The 16,364-nt window shown below is 47.7% G+C and carries 13 protein-coding genes and 1 pseudogene; 12 read left to right on the top strand and 2 right to left on the bottom strand.

Features of this window, described 5'->3' with window-relative positions:
• The 3 genes and pseudogenes from J5I83_RS07425 to dnaQ form a co-directional block, all read left to right on the top strand.
• A pseudogene (locus J5I83_RS07425) lies at positions 1-184 on the top strand (SAM-dependent methyltransferase); the annotation flags it as partial.
• Positions 185-244: 60 nt separating this feature from the next.
• Positions 245-745, top strand: a complete 501-nt coding sequence (gene rnhA, locus J5I83_RS07420; RefSeq protein ID WP_304054578.1) for a ribonuclease HI — start codon at positions 245-247, stop codon at positions 743-745.
• A complete protein-coding gene (gene dnaQ, locus J5I83_RS07415; RefSeq protein ID WP_304054577.1) occupies positions 745-1,440 on the top strand; it encodes a DNA polymerase III subunit epsilon in 696 nt (231 codons plus the stop codon). Before rnhA ends, dnaQ begins: the two co-directional genes overlap by 1 nt.
• On the opposite strand, the gene J5I83_RS07410 is transcribed toward dnaQ, so the two are convergent.
• Positions 1,437-2,822, bottom strand: coding sequence for an aspartate aminotransferase family protein (locus J5I83_RS07410; protein ID WP_304054576.1), 1,386 nt, complete (start codon positions 2,820-2,822; stop codon positions 1,437-1,439). The two genes, dnaQ and J5I83_RS07410, sit on opposite strands and share 4 nt — an antisense overlap.
• A gap of 411 nt (positions 2,823-3,233) precedes the next feature.
• Between J5I83_RS07410 and ndk the strand changes: the two genes are divergently transcribed.
• From ndk to der, 9 genes are all read left to right on the top strand, one after another.
• Positions 3,234-3,659: a nucleoside-diphosphate kinase gene (gene ndk, locus J5I83_RS07405; RefSeq protein WP_304054574.1), complete on the top strand. Its 426-nt coding sequence runs from the start codon at positions 3,234-3,236 to the stop codon at positions 3,657-3,659.
• A gap of 35 nt (positions 3,660-3,694) precedes the next feature.
• Positions 3,695-4,843, top strand: a complete 1,149-nt coding sequence (gene rlmN / locus J5I83_RS07400; RefSeq protein WP_304054581.1) for a 23S rRNA (adenine(2503)-C(2))-methyltransferase RlmN — start codon at positions 3,695-3,697, stop codon at positions 4,841-4,843.
• Positions 4,840-5,634 (top strand): type IV pilus biogenesis/stability protein PilW, encoded by a 795-nt coding sequence (pilW, locus tag J5I83_RS07395; RefSeq protein WP_304054573.1) that lies wholly within the window; start codon positions 4,840-4,842, stop codon positions 5,632-5,634. Before rlmN ends, pilW begins: the two co-directional genes overlap by 4 nt.
• Positions 5,624-6,658, top strand: coding sequence for a RodZ domain-containing protein (locus tag J5I83_RS07390; RefSeq protein ID WP_304054572.1), 1,035 nt, complete (start codon positions 5,624-5,626; stop codon positions 6,656-6,658). Before pilW ends, J5I83_RS07390 begins: the two co-directional genes overlap by 11 nt.
• A 51-nt stretch (positions 6,659-6,709) precedes the next feature.
• The gene (ispG, locus tag J5I83_RS07385) at positions 6,710-7,954 is read left to right on the top strand and encodes a flavodoxin-dependent (E)-4-hydroxy-3-methylbut-2-enyl-diphosphate synthase (protein ID WP_304054570.1); all 1,245 of its coding nucleotides are present in this window, start codon (positions 6,710-6,712) and stop codon (positions 7,952-7,954) included.
• Complete coding sequence (gene hisS, locus J5I83_RS07380) at positions 7,947-9,203, top strand: histidine--tRNA ligase (RefSeq protein ID WP_304054569.1); 1,257 nt, start codon at positions 7,947-7,949, stop codon at positions 9,201-9,203. The genes ispG and hisS overlap by 8 nt, the downstream gene beginning before the upstream one ends.
• Positions 9,204-9,233: 30 nt before the next feature.
• The gene (locus J5I83_RS07375) at positions 9,234-9,884 is read left to right on the top strand and encodes a tetratricopeptide repeat protein (RefSeq protein ID WP_304054567.1); all 651 of its coding nucleotides are present in this window, start codon (positions 9,234-9,236) and stop codon (positions 9,882-9,884) included.
• A gap of 30 nt (positions 9,885-9,914) precedes the next feature.
• The gene (bamB, locus tag J5I83_RS07370; protein WP_304054566.1) at positions 9,915-11,111 is read left to right on the top strand and encodes an outer membrane protein assembly factor BamB; all 1,197 of its coding nucleotides are present in this window, start codon (positions 9,915-9,917) and stop codon (positions 11,109-11,111) included.
• Between the two features lie 99 nt (positions 11,112-11,210).
• Positions 11,211-12,617, top strand: a complete 1,407-nt coding sequence (gene der / locus J5I83_RS07365; protein WP_304054565.1) for a ribosome biogenesis GTPase Der — start codon at positions 11,211-11,213, stop codon at positions 12,615-12,617.
• Between the two features lie 38 nt (positions 12,618-12,655).
• On the opposite strand, the gene J5I83_RS07360 is transcribed toward der, so the two are convergent.
• A complete protein-coding gene (locus J5I83_RS07360) occupies positions 12,656-16,093 on the bottom strand; it encodes an acyl-[ACP]--phospholipid O-acyltransferase (RefSeq protein ID WP_304054563.1) in 3,438 nt (1,145 codons plus the stop codon).
• Between the last annotated feature and the right edge of the window lie 271 nt (positions 16,094-16,364).

Genomic DNA, 16,364 nt, shown 5'->3' with positions numbered 1-16,364 from the left:
GCGTTTTCATTTTATGGAGGCTGCGGGGGATCGTTGGTGGCCGATTTCAGGCGGCGTTTATTTCTTACAGGCGATCAAGCGAGTCCATGGCATGCGTATTATTAAGCCTTGCTGGGAAAATAGTTTATCTGCTAAAAGAAAAGTTGCGTCGGTGACGCAGAAATTCAAAGATAGTGTGAAGTGAGCGTCATTACATTCGTTAACGATCACAATGATCAAGTAGTACTGCAAATAAGAGATAGACATGCAAGACGCTACATGCGTGGTGGAGATTTTTACGGATGGTGCCTGCAAGGGCAATCCCGGTATTGGCGGATGGGGCGCTTTGCTGAAATACCGGGGGGGCATATGGGAATTATTTGGCGGAGAAGAAAGAACCACCAATAATAGGATGGAGTTGATCGCAGCGATTCGTGCATTGCAGGCATTAGCATCGCTGCCTGTTTCAGGGCAATCCTGCAGAATACAACTGCATACTGATTCCCAGTATGTGCAAAAAGGTATCAGTGAATGGATACATGCCTGGAAAAGACGGGGATGGCGTACTGCTGACAGGAAGCCGGTGAAGAATGAAGAGTTGTGGAGGGAACTTGATCAATTGTCACAGCAATATCAAATTGAATGGTGCTGGATACGAGGGCATGCTGGTCATGATGGTAATGAGCGCGCGGATGAGTTGGCTAACCGCGGCGTGGAAGCGGTGACCGCAAGCAAGTGTAACTCAGATGGCAAGGCAAGCGATTGATGCGGCAAATTTTTCTTGATACTGAAACAACCGGCTTAGATCCAAAGCTGGGTCACCGCATTGTTGAAATAGCAGCTGTTGAAATGTGTAGCCGGCAATTGACCGGCCGTCATTTTCATTACTACCTCAATCCTGAACGGGAAAGTGATGCCAGTGCGCTGCAAATACATGGACTGACCAGAGAATTTCTACAGGATAAACATAAATTCCGTGATATTTGTGAAGATTTGCTAGCGTTCATTGAGGGTGCCGAGCTTCTCATTCATAATGCCCCGTTTGATGTGGGGTTTCTCGATCATGAATTAGGGCTGATCAGGTTGCAGTCTCTGAAAAATTACTGCACCGTGATTACGGATACTCTTGTTATTGCCAAAGAGTTGCATCCTGGTAAACGGAATAACCTGGATGCATTATGCGAGCGCTATCAGATTGACCATTCAAGACGCACTTTGCATGGCGCCTTATTGGATGCGGAGCTTTTGGCTGAAGTGTATTTAGCCATGACCAGAGGACAAGAAAGTCTGTTGATGGAATTGGATATTGCGCCATCATCAATCGATACAGCAGTCATGGTGGAAAATCTGCATTTGACTGTACTGTCAGCCAGCGAGAAAGAGCTTGCATTACATGCGCAGCAGCTTGACAACATTGATAAAGAAAGTAAAGGGAAGTGTTTATGGAAACTCAAAGTTTAAGTGCCTGCTTTTATTCGCAGCGCCTTGGCAGCAAGTATCCTGCCTAAATCCCAAACTGCCGCCGGGCCGCGGTGTGCGTCAGCGACAACGTTTTTGACTGCCTCTACCATCCACTTGATATCGGCTTCTGTGAGGATGAGTGGCGGAATAAACTTGACGATATTCATGCCATGACCGGCTACTTGGGACAGAATACGATGCCGGGCAAACAAGGGGACGGTGATCATTTGCGAAAACAATCCTTTGTTAGCTGCTTCCAGCATTTTCCAGGATATTTTCAGTGACAGACTTTTCGGTTCAGTGAATTCTAAAGCAACCATCATGCCTTTGCCGCGAATTTCCTTCAGACATTCATATTCTCCAACCAGGAATTGCAGCGCGTCGATAATCGCTTGGCCGGATTGAGCAGATTTTTCGATCAGGTTTTCTGATTCCAGTACTTCCAAAGTGGCGAATCCAGCTGCCATAGCAAGATTATTTTTACCGAAGGTGCTGCCATGCACAACGGCCCGGTCCATACGATTGAAAACGCGATCAAAAATCCATTCCTTGCAGACTAGTGCGCCAACCGGAACGAATCCGCCAGATAGCGCTTTTGCCATGCAAAGGATATCCGGAACGACTGACCAATGTTCTACCGCCCACCATTTACCGGTGCGCCCCAGTCCTGTTTGCACTTCATCCGCGATCAATAATGCGCCATAACGACGTACCAGTTCGGCAGCTTCTGGCAAGTAATGATCATCCGGGAGCCAGACACCATGCCCTTGGATCGGTTCGGTAATAAAGGCGGCCACGTCCTGCTGGGAGAGTGCTTCTTCCAAAGCGGCCAGATCATTAAACGGAATCTCGATAAAATCCGGTATTAGCGGACCAAACCCTTGCTTGTAGTGAGGATCTCCAGTAGCAGAAAGCGAGCCCAGGCTGAGGCCATGATATCCTCCCTGGCAATAAACAATTTTAGATTTGCCTGTGGCATAACGGCTAAATTTGATTGCGGCTTCGATTGTTTCGGTGCCGGAGTTGGCGAAGAACACGCGTTCCAGGCCTGCTGGACTAATGGCGACCAGCTTTTCGGCGAGCAAACCGGACAACAGCGATACATCCAGCTGCACCAGATTAGGAAGTTCCGCGCTGAGGACATCTTTAAGCGTCTGCACGATATGCGGGTGATTGCGTCCAACTGCAAAGACACCAAAACCACTCAGTAAGTCAAGATAGCGATGACCTTGCTCGTCAAAAAGATAAGCTCCTTCAGCTTTTACATAATGACGATCAAAGCCTATGGTTTTCAACACTTTTACCATCTGACTATTGAGATAGTGATCGTGTAGTGCGAAATTTTCTTTGCCACGCTGCTGAATGAGTTCCTGGATATTCATAAACTAAACTCCATGGCAAGGTTGTAGGTGAAATGTTGAAAAAACATGGTTGAGTCTTGCGGAATCAAAGGGCTTTTTAGTTGAGAGATGTTATCGTTGCGTTTAGCTCATGATGGGAACAATAATACCGTGAATGTATCTGATATTTAGGTGCCAAATTCAGAGGAATGCAAGGTTGAGAGATGCCAATCAGCAGCAATCCAGAGCGCTTTCTTTTTAGAATCATGACATTATCCTTTTCTGTCGAGCTAATTGTCAATACTGAAGATACGCTAACGTGCTGAACAAGTTGTGCTTGATTAGTTGGTTATTCATAACATCTTGTCTTAAGCGCTCTTTTCCAAAATCAGGATATTCATTTTTTGTTAGAATACCTCTTTATTTTAATCTGTTAATTTCATGGGGTATTGAATGACTGTTGAAAGAACGCTGTCTATTATTAAACCGGATGCAGTTGCAAAAAATGTCATTGGTCAGATTTATGCAAGATTTGAGGCAGCTGGCTTAAAAATTATCGCTGCCCGTATGATGCAGCTATCACGCACGGAAGCCGAGACTTTCTATGCGGTTCATCGTGGGCGTCCTTTTTTCAATGATCTGGTTGAATTTATGACTTCTGGACCTGTTATGGTGCAAGTGCTTGAAGGAGAGAATGCGATCAGCAAGAATCGTGAATTAATGGGAGCGACAGATCCGCAGAAAGCTGAAAAAGGAACCATTCGGGCTGATTTCGCAGAAAATATCGATGCGAATGCGGTACATGGCTCCGATGCGCCTGAGACAGCGGCAGTGGAGATCGCTTGCTTTTTCCCCACGCTGGATATTTATTCGCGCTGAAAATAGTATGCAGTTATGTGAACCCGGGTATGAATATGGCGATTAATTTGCTTGATTTTGATGCAATTGGTTTAACGCGTTTTTGCATGGAGATAGGAGAAAAACCCTATCGGGCGAAACAGCTGTTACGCTGGATACATCAATTGGGCATGTCAGATTTTGCTGAGATGAGTGATCTGGCGAAAGCATTCCGCGAGAAACTCGCAACGCTCGCTACTATTCAATCACCCGAGGTCATTAACGATCATATTGCTGCAGACGGCACCCGCAAATGGTTGTTGTCAACGGGAGCTGGCAATGCGGTAGAGATGGTTTTTATTCCGGAAGTCAATCGTGGCACGCTCTGCATTTCCAGCCAGGTAGGGTGCGCGCTGGCGTGCAGTTTTTGTTCAACCGGCAGGCAAGGTTTTAATCGTAATCTAACGGTTGCAGAGATCATTGGTCAGTTATGGTGGGCAAACAAGATGCTCAAAACTGAAAGTGATCATGAAGCTTGTTTTGTGCCGGAAAGTTTTATCAATGCAAGAGCGCATGAGCAGAAAAAGAGCGCCAGTCGTATGATCAGCAATGTTGTCCTGATGGGTATGGGTGAGCCCTTGGCCAATTTTGAGAATGTCGTGACGGCACTCGATTTGATGCTGGATGACGGCGCTTATGGCTTGTCCAGGCGGAGAGTGACGGTCAGTACTTCCGGCCTGGTGCCTGCGATGGACCGGTTGCGTGAGCGCTGTCCCGTCGCTCTAGCAGTTTCGTTACATGCGCCCAACGATGCCTTGCGCGATCAGTTGGTGCCGATTAACAAGAAGTATCCAATTAAAATGTTGTTAGCTGCCTGTGAGCGTTATCTGCAAGCTGCACCAAGAGATTTCATTACCTTTGAATATGTCATGCTTGACGGCGTGAATGACAAAGTCGAGCATGCGCATGAGCTGGTGCGGCTAGTAAAAAGAATTCCTTGTAAACTGAATCTAATCCCGTTTAATTCTTTTTCTGGCTCGGGTTATGAGCGTTCCTCAGCGGAAGCGATTCGGATTTTTCGTGATGTACTGATGCAAGCAGGTCTCGTGACGACAGTGCGTAAAACACGTGGCGATGATATTGATGCAGCTTGCGGTCAATTGGCTGGTCAGGTGCTAGATAAAACACGGCGAACAAGTCGCAGCATGACAAGGGCAACTGGATGAAAAAGGTGCTCGCTGGTATGGTAGGCATGTCTCTCATGGTAGCAGCGGGATGTGCGCAGTCACCTGTCAAGGAGACGGCACAGCTATCGGAAGAAGCAAGAAAGAGAGCACAACAAAGCGCAAAAATTCATGCAGAACTCGCTGGGCAATATTACCGCCGTGGGCAGTATCGGGTAGCAATAGAGGAAGCAGAAATCGCGTTACGGTCAAGCCCGGAGTATGCGCCTGCCTATAATGTACTCGGCTTAGTGTATATGGACTTGCGCGAAAATGAACGCGCGCGCGGGAACTTTGAGCATGCACTCAGAATTGCTCCCAACGATTCCGATGTTCACAATAACTTTGGCTGGTTTCTTTGCCAGCGCCAACCTGAACAGATGGAGCTGGCGGTGGATCATTTTATGAGTGCATTAAGAGATCCACTTTACGAAATGCCCGAAAAAACATACTCAAATGCAGGAATTTGTGTGCTTAAGCGGAATGAATTCGAGCGTGCTTATGCCTTCTTTCAGAAAGCCCTGGTAATTCGTCCTCACTATCCGCTGGCAGTACTCGGGTTAATTGAGATTGATTTCAAGCGAGGTGATCTCAGAGCAGCTAAAGCAAACATTACTTCCTATATGCAGACTTATCCACCTGCGCCAGAAAGTTTATGGTTAGCGATTCAAATTGAACGTGCAATTAGCGATCATCAGGCCGAGGCTAGTTACGCTTTTCAGTTACAAAGGCGTTTTCCGGATTCTAGTGAGGCAATAGCGCTGCGTGAGGGTAGATTAAATCATGCACGATAGTGATAAAAATAGTCAAAAAGCAGGGAATGCGAGTCTACAGGAGCAAATTGTTTCTGATAGCAGCGCTCACGAAAACGCTCTGGTACAGGCTGATGCGCCTGTAGCCAATATGGAGGCGCCTAGTCAGAAACCTGCTGAGCATAACACCAAAGAAGAGGTTAAGGCAGTAGTTGGCTACGGGCAGTTATTACGTGCTGAAAGACTGAAGCGTGGCTTGAGTGTGGGCGAGGTGGCGCGGCGATTACGATTATCAGTACAACAAGTGAATGCTATTGAGGAAGAAGATTACAGTAAGCTTCCTTCCGGGGTATTTTTGCGCGGCTTTGTTCGTAATTATGGAAGTTTGCTGCAGCTTGACACCAATTCTTTGCTGCGTTTATTGACTCAATCTGCTCCTGTGCTTGTGCAGCAGCACCCTGCAAAGCAAGAAAAGACGGTTCCACTGGTTTTGTCGAAGCGAGGTGGTGAGGGGCGTGGCGCATGGCTGCTAGCTATAGGCTTAGTTCTGGCTTTGCTGGGCTATGGCGTTTATCAGGAGGGAGATTGGGGGCAGGAGCGGGATCTGATTATAAAGCATGATATTGATGCAAATGCTGCGGTCGATTTGCAAACTGAAAATGATCAGGCGACGATGGAATTATTGCTGCCTCAGACGCCTTCAGCTCCTGCGCGTGGCGCAGGTATGCTGGAATTTTCAGAGAAGAGTCCATTAGAAATTGACTCCGCGCCGGTCACGCCGCCCGTGGGCGAGCCAATTGTGAGCGAGACGATGGGGGGCAGCGAAAAAACACTGCATTTTATATTTTCCAAGGACTCATGGGTTGAGATAAAAGACAGTAATAAAAAAGTAATTTTTGTCAAAACGAATGCCAAAGGGACGGAACAAGTAATAACAGGGAATCCTCCTTTATATTTGGTGATTGGTAATGCCAGCGGCGTGAATCTTACTTACAATGGCAAGCTGGTTGATCTGACACCTTATACCCGGAAAGGCGATGATGTGGCGCGTTTTTCACTCGAATAATTCTTGTGTTGTTGATCAAATTTTTAGTTCTTTTTCAGGCTTGATAGAATAATGTCACAAAACAATATTTCTTTACCGCGACACAAAAGTGTTGGGGTTCGCGTAGGTTCAATCATAATTGGCGGGGATGCGCCTGTCATTGTGCAATCAATGACCAATACCGATACTGCAGACGAAGTGGCAACTGCCATACAGGTTGCGCAATTGGCGCGTGCTGGCTCAGAGCTGGTGCGGATTACAGTCAATACTGCGGAAGCAGCCAGTGCAGTGCCAGCAATTCGTGCAAGATTGGACGATATGGACTGTCATGTGCCGCTGGTGGGTGATTTTCATTTTAATGGCCACAAATTACTGACTGCCTATCCTGAGTGCGCTAGAGCATTAGCTAAGTACCGTATCAATCCAGGCAATGTAGGTCATGGCAAGAAGCGTGACGAGCAGTTTGCCACGTTGATCGAGACCGCATGTAAATACGATAAGCCAGTACGCATCGGTGTCAATTGGGGCAGCTTGGATCCGGAAATGCTGGCGCGCGTGATGGATGAAAATGCTCGATCGGCTGAGCCGATGGATGCGGGTTATGTAATGCGTAAGGCGCTCATAACTTCTGCCTTGGAAAGCGCAGCCAAAGCGGAGGAGCTTGGATTGCCGCGGGATCACATCGTATTGTCCTGCAAGGTAAGTGGCGTACAGGACTTAATCGCAGTCTATCGGGAACTGGCGGCGCAGTGTGATTATGCACTGCACCTGGGGCTGACAGAAGCAGGGATGGGGTCGAAAGGGATCGTGGCATCGACTGCGGCATTGGCAGTGCTGCTGTTTGAAGGAATCGGCGATACCATACGCATCTCACTGACGCCTGAGCCGGGAGGAGATCGCACGCGTGAAGTTATCGTGGCGCAGGAAATTTTGCAGACTATGGGTTTGCGGGCATTTGTTCCACTGGTAGCAGCTTGTCCAGGTTGCGGGCGGACGACCAGCACTTATTTTCAAGAGTTAGCAGAAAGTATTCAGGCTTATGTGCGCGAGCAAATGACCACTTGGCGCGAGCAATACGATGGTGTAGAAAACATGACGCTGGCGGTGATGGGCTGTGTGGTCAACGGCCCGGGAGAGAGTAAGCATGCCAATATTGGCATTAGCCTGCCTGGTTCAGGGGAAAATCCAGTGGCGCCGGTTTATGTGGATGGCCAAAAGACGGTTACTCTGAAAGGGGACAACATCGCGGGTGAATTCCGTCACATCGTTGATGAATATGTGCGCACCAAGTATCAAAGAAAATCAGCTCATGTCTAGTTTGATTCAGGCGATTCGCGGGATGAATGATATCCTGCCGGATGAAAGCCATCGCTGGGAGTTTTTCGAGGATGCTGTGCGTGCCTGGCTGGCCGGGTATGGTTATCGCAATATCCGTACCCCGATAGTCGAACAGACCGATTTATTCACGCGTTCGATCGGTGCGGTGACTGATATCGTCGAAAAAGAGATGTACACATTTGTGGATCATCTTAATGGAGACAGCCTGACATTGCGCCCGGAAGGAACGGCTTCCTGCGTGCGTGCCGTACTTGAGCATAATCTGCTTTATGCAGGGCCGCAGAGATTGTATTACTATGGGCCGATGTTTCGGCATGAACGTCCGCAAAAAGGGCGTTACCGGCAATTCCATCAGGTTGGCGTGGAGGCGCTGGGCTATGCAGACGCTGATATCGATGCAGAGTTGATCATTATGTGCGCGCGGCTGTGGCGTCAATTGGGTATTTCAGGTGTGCGCCTGGAAATTGGCACACTTGGCAGCACCGAAGCACGCGCCATTTACCGGGCGAGGCTCATTAAGTATTTTGAACAGCATCAGGATGATCTGGATGAGGATGCCCGCCGCCGCATGCATAGCAATCCACTGCGCATCCTGGATAGCAAGAATCCACTCATGCGCGAAATCTTGGCTGGTGCACCCCGGCTATTGGATGATCTGGATGAGGATTCACTTAAGCATTTTGAAGCGCTGCAGCGGTTGCTGCACGATCAGGGTGTGGATTTTGAAATTAATCTCCAACTAGTGAGGGGATTGGATTATTACAATCGCACCGTATTCGAGTGGGTGACGGATAAGCTCGGCGCCCAAGGGACGATATGCGCAGGAGGGCGTTATGATGGGTTAATCGCACAAATGGGTGGAAAGTCAGCACCTGCTTGTGGGTTTGCGATGGGAATTGAACGAATTCTTGCTTTGATGGCTGAAAACGAAATACCCAAACCGGCTGTCGATATTTATGTCGTCCATCAGGGAGAAATCGCAACGAGTTTTTCCTGGAAAGCAGTGGAATGGTTTCGTAATGAAGGGCTAAGCGCTATTTTGCATTGCGGAGGTGGCAGTTTCAAATCACAAATGAAAAAAGCGGATGCCAGCGGCGCTCGTTTTGCTGTCATTATTGGTGATGATGAAGCAAAAGAGGGTGAAGTGAGTATCAAACCATTGCGTGAGGCAGCAGAGCAGGTGAGGGTGGGGTTAGCGGAAGCTGGTTCGCTACTCAGACGAATTTAATAGTTAATTATCTCTAGACAGACTAAGAAAATGGCAGCTTATAATCCGGAAGAACAGGAAGGAATAGACGGGCTCAAGGCTTGGTGGGCGTCGCATGGTAATACAGTGATTATTGTGGTCACGACCCTGATTGCGGCGATCGCCGGCACGCAGCTATGGAATTATTATAAAAATCAACAAGCGCACCAGGCTGCTGATTTGTTTGCGGTATTGCAACAACAAGTTGAGAAAAACAGTGATCCTGCAAAGATCAATGATGCTGCCCATTTGTTGGTAGAAGGTTACCCTGCCAGTGGCTATGCCTCGCGTGCAGCCCTGATTGCTGCGCAGGTAAATGCACAAGCAGGCAAATTAGTGGAGGCGAAAAGTAAATTGCAGTGGATTCTGGATATGAGCAAGGAACCAGAAATAAAGGATATTGCGCGCTTACGCTTGGCCGGCGTCTTGTTGGATGAAAAAAAATATAATGAAGCTTTGAATTTGCTGAATGTGCAGCATGGCGCATCATTTACGGGGCTTTATGCTGACTTGAAAGGGGATATCCTGGCGGCATCAGGGAAAATAGCCGAAGCACGGGTTGCTTATCAACATGCAAGCGATAAATTGAGCAGTAGTCAGGGCGGCGCTTATCAGAATATTATCCAGATGAAGCTGGATGCTTTGAGAGAGAACAAGCAGTAGGTGATCATCAATTTGTGTTTGGAGTATCTTGTGTTGCTTAGAGTGAGCGGTTCTTTTTTACGATGCTGCGTATTGTTGGCAGGGTTGGTCTGCTTGACTGGATGCGCAAGTGTTGGTGATCTGGGAATAAGTAATCTTGTTGATCTGCTGAGTAATGAAGAGGAAGTTGAAGTTGATCAAGAAGAAATTGCTGCATTAAAAGCAGCACCTGAGATACCGCTATTATGGCAACTTGCCATGAGTAAGAGCAAAATTGCCGTATTTTCCCCCGTTTATGAAAATGGAGCGATCTATGCTGCTGATGCAAAAGGACGGCTGACTCGCCTTGATCCTGTTAATGGAAAAGAGATGTGGCAGGTAGAGACCGAGCATAAGTTATCAGGGGGGGTAGGTGCTGGTCATGGCATGATCCTGCTCGGAACATTTAAGGGTGAGGTGCTCGCATTTGACGAAATGGGTAATGAGTTGTGGAAAGCGCGTGTGACCAGCGAAGTATTAAGCTCGCCCCAGGTCGATGATGGCGTTGTCATCGTGCGGAGTGGGGATGGCAGAATCTTTGGTTTAGACGCTGCTGATGGTAAGCGCAAATGGATTTATCAAGGGCCTACGCCAGCCTTGACGATGAGAAATTTTGCCAGCGTGTTAATTTCCCGAGGGGCTGTATTTGCTGGATTAGCCGGTGGCAAACTGGTAGCCATGAATTTACTGAATGGTAATGTAGGCTGGGAGGCGACAGTGTCGCAACCACGCGGAGTAACCGAGCTGGAACGGATGACGGATATCGCTGGTCAACCCGTTATTGATGATCAACAGGTTTGTGCTGTCGCCTATAATGGGCGTATCGCCTGTCATGATGTCACTGACGGTAATCAGATTTGGGCGAGAGATGCTTCCAGCAATGTTGGCCTTGCCATGGATAGCAATAATGTCTATGTCAGTGAAGATCGCGGCGCAATCGTGGCTTATGATAAAAGAAGTGGGACTATGATGTGGAAGCAGACTAAACTGGGGAGCCGCAAATTATCTGCGCCATTGGTTATTCCTGGTGCACTTTTGGCAGTAGCTGATTCAGAAGGTCATGTCTCTTTGCTCAAGCGTCACGATGGTAGTCTAGTCGCACGAGCTGCCACGGATGGCAGCGCGATTCTGAGCCGCCCGGAATATATTCCTGAGGGTTTTGTGGTACAAACCGCTAATGGCGCAATCTATGCTTTTGCTGCGCAGTAGCGATTGTTTTTAATACACTTTTCACGGTAAATTTCAAACGTGCTTCCTTCCAGTCATGGATGAAAGCATGCATTCTTCAGCCATTATAATCCTGTCATCATGAAACCTACGCTTGTGCTGGTTGGGCGTCCCAACGTCGGTAAGTCAACACTGTTTAATCGTCTTACGCGCACGCGTGATGCGATTGTGGCAGATATCCCAGGGTTGACGCGCGACCGGCATTATGGGCATGGCCGGATCGGTGATAAGTCTTATATCGTGGTAGATACAGGTGGTTTTGAACCGGTGGTGAAATCGGGCGTGCTGCATGCGATGGCGAGGCAGACATTACAGGCAGTGGATGAGGCGGATGTCGTTTTGTTTGTGGTCGATGGTCGGCAAGGATTAACGCCGCATGACAAAATTATTGCTGAGCATCTGCGGCAAACGGGTCGCAAAATTCTGCTGGTAGTGAATAAAACTGAAGGAATGAGAACAGCTATCGTCACCTCGGAATTTTATGAACTAGGTCTGGGTGAGCCCTGTGCTATTTCAGCGATACATGGGGATCATGTGGGTGAACTGGTCGAGCTTGCTTTAGCTGGTTTTCTCACTGAGTCAGAAGAAATTGAAGCGAGAGCAGAAAAATATCCCAAAATCGCTATCGTTGGGCGACCTAATGTAGGAAAGTCAACACTGATCAATACCCTGCTGGGTGAAGAACGGGTAATTGCTTTTGATCAGCCGGGTACGACCAGAGACAGTATTTATATTGATTTTGAGTACCATCAGCAGCATTACACTTTGATCGATACTGCAGGTTTACGCCGTCGCGGCAAAGTATTTGAAACGATAGAGAAGTTCTCGGTCATCAAAACACTGCAAGCAATCGAGGATGCAAATGTGGTGGTTCTGGTACTCGATGCAAGAAATGATATTTCCGATCAGGATACGCATATCGCCGGCTTTATTCTGGAAACAGGCAGAGCCTTGGTTATTGCGATCAACAAATGGGATGGGCTAGATGATTATCAGAGGGATGCTATCAAACGCGAGATCGCACGAAGGTTTTCGTTTCTTGATTTTGCTAAGTATCACTATATTTCTGCGCTGCATGGAAGCGGCATAAGAGGATTGTTTCCTTCGATTAACGCCGCTTATGCCGCGGCAATGGCCGACCTGCCCACACCCAAGCTGACACGTGCTTTGCTGGCGGCGGTGGCAAAGCAATCTCCTCCGCGGGGAGGCATGTCTCGTCCCAAATTGCGCTATGCTCACCAGGGAGGATGCAATCCTCCCTTGATCATCGTTCATGGCAGCATGCTGAATCATGTGCCAGAAACTTACCGCCGTTATCTGGAAAACATGTTTCGTGAAACCTTCCGACTGGAAGGGACACCGTTACGCGTAGAGTTCAGGACAGGCTACAATCCTTACGCTAATAAAAAACCTGCGCCACTGACTGAAGAAGAAGCCAGGCGTGCGCATAACCGTCGCCGCCGCAATCGGAAAAAATATGGCCGATGAGAATCGTCTCCAGAAAGATCAATTCCGAAACCCATTGCTCAAAGATTGGTTTTCTGCTTCAGAACCCAATCGTGGAGGGTAACATAATCTGTTTTTCCAGTGCCCAGAACAGGTATTTCATCGATGACTAGAATGGTTCTGGGGATATTCAGCTCTCCCATACCCTGTTCCTGGGCGTAATTAATCAGATCATTTCGATTGGCAGCAGGGTTGGTGGTAATTAGAACCAGTTGCTCTCCTTTTTTGGCATCGGGAATCTGCACCACGGCGTGGGCGTAATCTGGCCATAGCTTGCTGACGTATTCTTCTACTGCAGTCAAGGAAACCATTTCACCACCGATCTTGGCGAAGCGTTTGGCACGTCCTTTGATAAAGAGATAACCTTCCCCGTCGATTTCGACGATGTCGCCCGTGTCATACCAGCCGTCTGCTGGTGGTATAACCTGTCCAGGTGAGTCGATCAGGTAATAGCCTTTCATGACATTAGGGGCGCAGACCAGTAACTTGCCGCCATTTTTAATAGCCGGTATTTTTTCCAGTTGGTAGTGAATGCCTGGCAGCAGTCGGCCTACTGATCCGGCCCGATTATGCATAGGAGTATTGATGCTCAGGATGGGTGCTGTTTCAGTAGCACCATAGCCTTCGAAAATGCGCACGCCAAAATTTTCTGACCATGTTCTGCGCGTGCTTTCCTTTAACTTTTCTGCTCCCGCGAAGACATAGCGGAGGCTATAAAAATCATAAGGGTTAGCATATCGGGCATAACCCGCCAGGAAGGTATCGGTGCCAAAGAGGAGGGTGGCATTGGTGTCATACACCAGTTCAGGGATCGCCCGATAATGCAGGGGCGAAGGGTACAGAAACGTTTTTATGCCGGATAATATCGGTAACAGCGTGCCGCCTGTCAGACCAAATGAATGAAAAATAGGTAATGCATTGAACACGATATCTGTCGGGCCAAAATCAATCACAGCGGATACCTGAAAACGGTTGGCCTGTAAATTGATGTGACTGAGTACCACCCCTTTGGGTGCCCCTTCAGAGCCAGAGGTAAATAAGACCACCGCAGTTGCAGCCGCATTCTGGGAGGGACTGGTAAGACGATAATAAAGGTGCGGAACCCAACCGGCTAAGTATCCTGTCAGCTTGTTCCACCAATGCAGGTGTTGGCGGATATCTTCCAGATAACATATTGTGACATGCTGCTTTCGCAATTCATCGATCATGTCAGTGAGCTTTGCCGTTTCAATGAAGCGTTTGGAAGTGATAACTGATTTGATTTGTGCAAGTTGACAGGCGCCCACCAGATTCTTTTTACTGACGGAGAAATTTAACATGGCGGGGATGCGGCCAAAGGCTTGTAATGCGAAAAAACAAATCAACGTGCTGCTCATATTAGGCAATAACACCCCTACGTTTTCTCCTGGCTGGGTAAGTCTGCGCAAACTGTTTCCCAGAATAAAACTGCGAGTGATCAGTTGCATGTAGCTCAATGTCATGCGTTCAATATCTTCAGCGATGATATGTTTTCTGCCATGAATGGCTGTTGCATCCAGCAGGGATTGAAATAAGGTTTGCTTGAGTTCATTACTTTGAAACATCATGGTGGTCATGATGTCGTAAAGCTTGATGCTGGCAAGACGTCTGCGTCGCTTTCCCTGGATTTGCGGCGGAAGATCAAATGATTCAGGCGGCATGCAGGTAAGGGAGATTTTAGGGAACCAGCGAAGCCGGATTCTGCCTTTCAGTCTGGAGAAAGGGGTGTATTGAGCGCCTGAGATACTGATTGGTAGAAGCAGGGCATTAGATTTGTCGGCAATGATGGCAGGGCCCTCATAAACTTTCATCAGGGAGCCGGTTTGTGTCAGTCTACCCTCTGGAAAAATGACGACTTTCTGGCCGCTTCTTACCTTCTCAATCAATAACCGGGTAGACATCGGCTTGGCAGGGTCGATTGTGACAGTGTCAGCCAGAAATAGAAACGGCCTGATCCACCATCGTCGTGCGATGTGCATATTGATGGCAAAACACAGCGGCGCGGGAATGCTGATGCTTAGTAGGATGGCATCCAGGAATGACAAGTGATTGGCTATGATCAGTGTTTTTTCTCCTGCTTTCTGGTAATTTTCCAGACCTTTGATTTCCAGCCGGTAGAAAATATGAAAAATCCCTTGCAGAATCGATTTGACCAGCGCTTGCGGTAATAGGCTGGCGATGTAGACTGCCACCAGGCCATTCAGAATAGCGATAGCAAGAAAAACTTCCGTCACGGTGAAATCACTGGCCAGCATCAAGCTGATGCCCAGCGCTGCGATCACCATGAATAATGCGTTGATGATGTTATTGCCAGCTATGACGCGTGCCCGGTGGGGTGCTTCCGAGCAATGCTGAACAAGGGCATATAGCGGCACAACATAGATGCCACCACAAATGGAAATGGCCAGTAGATCCAGCAAGATACGCCAGTGTGCGAACGAATCGAGAAAGGCAATTGCGCCGATCAGTTCCTCTCCTTGCAGAGGCAGGATATTGCTGCTGGCAAAAAACAAATCAACGGTAAAGAGAGTCATGCCCAGGATACCGAGCGGCGTATAGGTTGCCGCAATTTCGCTTTTCAGGAGTTTGTTGCACAACAATGAGCCAATGCCAATGCCAATAGAAAAAACGACTAGAAATAAGGTGACAACTTGCTCATCGCCTCTCAGGATTTCTTTTGCAAAAAGGGGAAATTGAGATAAAAAGGCTGCACCAAACAGCCAGAACCATGAGATTCCCAGGATTGAGCGGAATATTATGGTGTCCTGACGAATGTACTGAAGGATAGTGCCTGTTTCGTTCAATAAATTGTAGCCGATCTTAATCTCGGGTGATGCCGGCTTGGTTGATGGTATAAACAGACTGGCTAGCCAGCCGCTGACTGCAGCGATAATGACCAAGACTGAAATAATGGCAATACCATTCTCGGCCAGAATCAGTAGTCCCCCCAGTATGGTGCCAAGCAAGATGGATAAAAATGTGCCAGCTTCAATCAGGGCATTGCCGCTGATCAACTCATGATCCTGCAGGTGATCTGGCAGAATGCCATATTTGAGTGGTCCAAAAAATGCTGACTGGGTTCCCATTAAAAAAAGAATACACAGCAGAAAAATGGTATTTCCTAGCAAGAAGCCCACTGCCGCACTGCCCATCAACAGGATTTCTATGGATTTGACGATGCTGATCAGCTTTGCTTTGTTCCATTTATCGGCAAGCTGGCCTGCAGTGGCAGAAAAAAGGAAAAAAGGCAGGATGAAGATGGCAGCCGCCAGCGTTACCATAATTTGTGAGCTGAAACCAGCGCTATCTATCGTCGCATAGGTAATCAGTATGACCAGCGCATTTTTGAAAACATTGTCGTTCAATGCGCCTAGGAACTGAGTGAGAAAAAAAGGCAGAAAGCGCTTGGTGGCAAGCAGCTGCCATTGGTTTTGGTCCATGGAGAAGGCTCGTGATAATGAATAATAAGTCACTTAATAATAAATCACGCGTAGTTTCTCATAACATGATTCGTCTTAAAATCGGAGAAAAACGGAGGCAGTGATACCTAAATCTCCTTTTCTGATTATTGTTTTTTTATCAGCTAGTTAATGAAAAAAGAGCGTTTTTCAATACAGAAATGTATTTCGTTTTTTCAAAAGCTAGTACAATAGGCAAACCTAAAACGATAGTCTACTACTACAGGTAGTATGACTGCATTGATTTACTTGA

Source organism: Nitrosomonas communis, from assembly GCF_024102715.1.
In the GTDB taxonomy this organism is placed as follows: domain Bacteria; phylum Pseudomonadota; class Gammaproteobacteria; order Burkholderiales; family Nitrosomonadaceae; genus Nitrosomonas; species Nitrosomonas communis_B.
This window is presented reverse-complemented; position numbering and strand designations above follow the sequence as displayed.